We start from the raw sequence: 4,574 nt of genomic DNA, 5'->3' as shown, positions 1-4,574 counted from the left end.
CTATGCATTTGGCTTAAGATACCGTGAAGGAATTAATGCTGGTGGAAGCTATAAGTACGAATACAATGGTAAGGAAATGCAGGAGGAGATTGGCATGTATGACTATGGCGCAAGGTTTTATATGCCTGATCTTGGAAGATGGGGTGTCGTAGATCCTTTAGCGGAAATTGCAAGAAGATTTTCTCCGTATGTGTATGGAAATAATAACCCGATAAGATACATTGATCCCGATGGGAGAAGCTCAGAAACTTTTACCGGACAAGATGCGCAAAACGCTTATTGGCATTTTTATTTTGGAGGGTCTATGTCAAGTTTTAACGGGACACATAGTTTCGGAGGGTCTAATGGAACACAAAACAATAGCTTTTCAGCTAATTATAGTTACATCGATGCTGGTGGTTCGAGTGGTGGCGGAGGTGGGGGAAGTTCGCTGAGTCCTTGGATGCAGAATTATCTTGGAATTAGCCCAGCTCTTGCAGGTGTTTATGCACATGCAGCAATGTCTAATTTTTTTAACAACAACTTAGACTTTAGAGAGAATTGGTTTTCGGAAAAAAGCCAATCCATTTGGAAATGGGATTTAAAAATGCGTCCTGATTTGCATTATATGAGTAATGGGATTAATTCAGTTTGGGAACTAAAACCTATGAGCCACTTTATGGAGTCTTCTCTCTCATTAAAAGGGCAATATCAAGCTCAAGGATACGCAGATGCTCTTACTATGCTTAAACATGAGAAATTTTTTGTGGGCTCATCACAAGGTGCACCGATTCCTCCCGTAAATGGTCGAGTATTATCATATTCTGGATATCAATTTATTTATAATGTTCCAATAGGTACTGATGGTATGATTTATTATAATTGTTTAAATTGCAATTCTCCTGTGAGAGAAGGAGTGAGAGAAACTCAGCAATCTCCAAAAATAACTCCACAAACAGTAAATGAAGTTGGCACAGCAGCGGCTGTAACCATGGTTATTTTAAGCATTTTAGTAAGATTAATCCCTAATTAAATAGTAACAAATATGAAAACATTTTCGCATATAGATCTTGACGAAACAAAACTAGCTAATCAAACTTTAGTTTATATACTTAATAACCAAAATACTATTTTAGAAAGTACTTTCTTTATCCGGATTTTAGATCGTAGAATTAAATATAGTGATTTGAATAACCATACAGAGTTTCTAAAAGAAAGGTTATCTCATGTAGAGTTTATTATAGATTATGATACAGTAGAATACAAAAACAAAATGTCAGGTTATCAGGTTTTAGCATTAGATGATCTTGGACGTACGGTTGATAATTCCAGAATTTTATCTCCTTTAATGTATGAAAAGGAAAGTTTTTCTAAAGAAATATTTTGGGCAAATGAAGATGAAGAAAAAGCATATCAAAGTATCAATCATTTTAATAGTTTTGAAGATAAAATAGTTGACGAAAAAAAACTTTATCATGTCTTGGTAAACAGTCCATTCTTTAATGTAAAAGGCTGGATATTATATTACCAAAATTTATTAGATGTTAAGTTTCCTGAATTTTCAGAAAGAATAGTTTCCGGAAAAACCATTATAAAGTATAAACCTTTTAAAGGTAAATGTTTTTTAGGAATAGAAACAGATTATCAATCTTGTAAAAATAATTTTAGAAAAGGATGGTGGGAAGAACCTGAATACAAACTCATTATTTTTGAAAAACTTGATGCAAAAAAAATAAACAAATTGGTTACTTTTGAAAAGTTTGTACACCCACATTTTGATCCTCCTGCACTCAATTTTGCGTCCTTTTTTGGTTCAAAGACTATGTTTGATGTGAGTGAAATTGAAACAGTTTTTGATAACGGTACAAAAAAAGAGTTTTTAAATAATGGTACTGTAAGATTGTATAATTCCGAGGATTTTGGTGATGAATTGAAACGTCATGCTTATTTTTATTACCATATGCTGTATCACACGACCAAAGAATTTATAAACTTTATAGAAGAATCCTTCAATCCTGAAATGGAATATTTATAAAGTATAAGCAGATAATAAAAAACCTCGCATTTTGCGAGTTTTTTTTGTGTTACATAATATTCTGTTTTGTATTAGGAAACATAACTAAAGCGCCGCAATATTTTTAAGTTTAGAGGCTTTGATAAAAGCATCGATGGTTGCAAAAAAACCGTAAAAATCCCATTTTATTTTTCAACTGGAAAACTGTATTTTTGAAACCGTGGAACAGAGAAGAAGTTCAAAAAGTAAGCGTTCGCACGAGGAAAAATGAAGTAGGCAAATCCCGAAAGCCAAAGTAGACTAAGGAATGTATGATTACGGTGCAAGGTTCTATATGCCTGATCTTGGGAAGATGGTGTGTCGTAGATCCGTTGGCGGAAACATCAAGAAGATTTACGCCATATCATTATGGGAATAATAATCCTATGAGGTTTATTGATCCCGATGGGAGAAGTGCGATGGACAGTTTTTATGATTATCATAATTTTTCAAATGAAAACCGTCCCATGTTTTCTACAGATGGTGCTGGAAATATGCATTTAAATCCTATTTATAAGCAAAACAGCTATATTGATCCAGGTGGTTCAAGTGGTGGCGGCGGCGGTGACTCAAAACCTTCATTTTGGCAGGATGTCAAAAGTTTCGTCCGTAATCTTTTTGGAGGAAAAAGTAAACAACCAGAAATAACAGAGTTTGGACCGCTGGAGAAAATTCCAATGGAAGAGAAGCGTGATATAAGTTGGTCTTTCATTCTGGGTCTTTTATTTAATAGTACAGATCCTTACTCTGCAATTGGCAATTCAGGAATTGGTCCTTATGCAGAGGAAAGAGAAAATATAGGGATGGTTGCTACGGTTTTTATTAATCCTGAAGCTGGATTTGAAAAAGGACTACAGAGAACACTTTTAAAAAATACTTTACCTATAAGTACTGAAGGTAAATTGTTAGGGTCAATTATAGATGGTAAAATAATTATGAATGGAACAACAAAAGCGTCAGGAACATTTGACTTTGTTATTACTCAATCAGGTGAAACTTTATTAGGAAGAAAGCATACTTTTTTATCAAAAGGCGCAGATGTCTTTGCAGCAGGAGAATTAAAAATAAGAAGTGGAAACATTGTAAATATTAATAATTTATCAGGTCATTACCTTCCTGGTTATAATGCAGCAAACACTTATTTAGACATTTTTAAATCTGTTAACATAAATGTTTCAAAAGCTCATTTAAAAATATATAATTCTCAAGGTCAAGTAATTAAACATGTATTACCAAAATGAAAGAAATAATTATAAAAAATAGTAATTCTGAAATACTAATAGATGATAATTTATCATACTATCTATTTCCATATTTTTTCGTTCCACTTTTAGAAAATAAGGATATAATAAATGAAAATTTATTTTTAAACAATAAAGATAAAATTAAAGATTTATATGATGATTTAGAAAAATATTTAAAGAAAATATTAATTGAATGGTACCAAGAACCTAGTGAAAAAGAACTCCAAAAATACTCAACTCGTTATGAAAGAATTAAATTTGATAACAAGATATATAAAATAAATTACAGAATGTTTGAAATAGGAAGACTCGTATATCTTATATATTGCATATTGCAAATACTTGACAATTCATATACTAAAGGTGAATCAATAAATATTAGAATAATTCATAAAGGATAGGTGGAATTGGTAATATATCAGATTTAGTGATGGTCGTTTTTAAAAACTTAAATCACTGAAAATCAAAGCCAATTAAAAATAAACATTTAAAAACGAGAGTAGGCATTCCCTACTCTCGTTTATTTTTGAAGAAAAAAACATATGCAAATGATTGAGAATCATTCCTCGTGTATCAGAGTTAGTGATATTCATAAAAAACAATAAAACTATTTTAGCATAACCCTTAAGAATATCGATTACACCTACAATATAAGAGGCTGGGTAACCAAAGTAAACAATCCCGCCAATCTCGGAACCGACCTTTTCGGATATGAGCTGAAATTTGCTTCCACATCAGACGCTTCTGTAGCACAGGCAAACTACAACGGAAACATCACTGAAATGATCTGGAAAAATTCGTCAGAAGATGTTTTGAAAAAATACAGTTATCAATATGACACCTACAACAGATTAACTGCGGCATTATATCAGGAACCTAATTCTACCCTTCCGCAGAATGGTTTGTATAACGAAACCATGAATTATGATTTTAATGGAAATATAACTGATCTTAAAAGAAACCAAAAAGGTTATGATGGCTTTTTTGAAGAGATTGATGAGTTAGAATACGGTTATAATGGTAACAGACTAACATCCGTTGTTGACCATAAAAATAATTACAGCGGTTATCCCGATACATCAGGAAATACGATTACATATGATGATAATGGAAACATGACCAACCATATCGATAAAGGAATTTTGGAAATTAAATACAATGATTTTAATCTTCCGAAATACATTAAGTTTAATAATTTTGTAACGCGAGCTTCTGGTGATGTCTATAGAAATTTAAGCTATTCTTATCGAGCTGATGGTGTAAAAATTAAGAAAGTACACCATTATTTTTCAGGAAGA

Annotated in this window: 3 protein-coding genes and 2 pseudogenes; all 5 read left to right on the top strand. The window is 32.1% G+C overall.

The window, feature by feature from the left end:
* On the top strand, positions 1 to 1,012 hold a 1,012-nt coding region (locus tag OF897_RS21375; RefSeq protein ID WP_267267693.1), incomplete at its 5' end, for an RHS repeat-associated core domain-containing protein.
* A 12-nt stretch (positions 1,013 to 1,024) separates the two neighbouring features.
* The gene (locus OF897_RS21370) at positions 1,025 to 2,014 is read left to right on the top strand and encodes a hypothetical protein (protein ID WP_267267692.1); all 990 of its coding nucleotides are present in this window, start codon (positions 1,025 to 1,027) and stop codon (positions 2,012 to 2,014) included.
* Positions 2,015 to 2,297: 283 nt separating this feature from the next.
* Positions 2,298 to 2,448 (top strand): annotated as a pseudogene (locus OF897_RS21715) (RHS repeat-associated core domain-containing protein); the annotation flags it as partial.
* An 821-nt stretch (positions 2,449 to 3,269) separates the two neighbouring features.
* Positions 3,270 to 3,677 (top strand): hypothetical protein, encoded by a 408-nt coding sequence (locus OF897_RS21360; RefSeq protein ID WP_267267690.1) that lies wholly within the window; start codon positions 3,270 to 3,272, stop codon positions 3,675 to 3,677.
* 381 nt (positions 3,678 to 4,058) lie between these two features.
* Positions 4,059 to 4,574, top strand: a pseudogene (locus OF897_RS21355) (RHS repeat-associated core domain-containing protein); the annotation flags it as partial.

It is taken from the genome of Chryseobacterium formosum, assembly GCF_026460885.1.
GTDB lineage: Bacteria > Bacteroidota > Bacteroidia > Flavobacteriales > Weeksellaceae > Chryseobacterium > Chryseobacterium formosus.
This window is presented reverse-complemented; position numbering and strand designations above follow the sequence as displayed.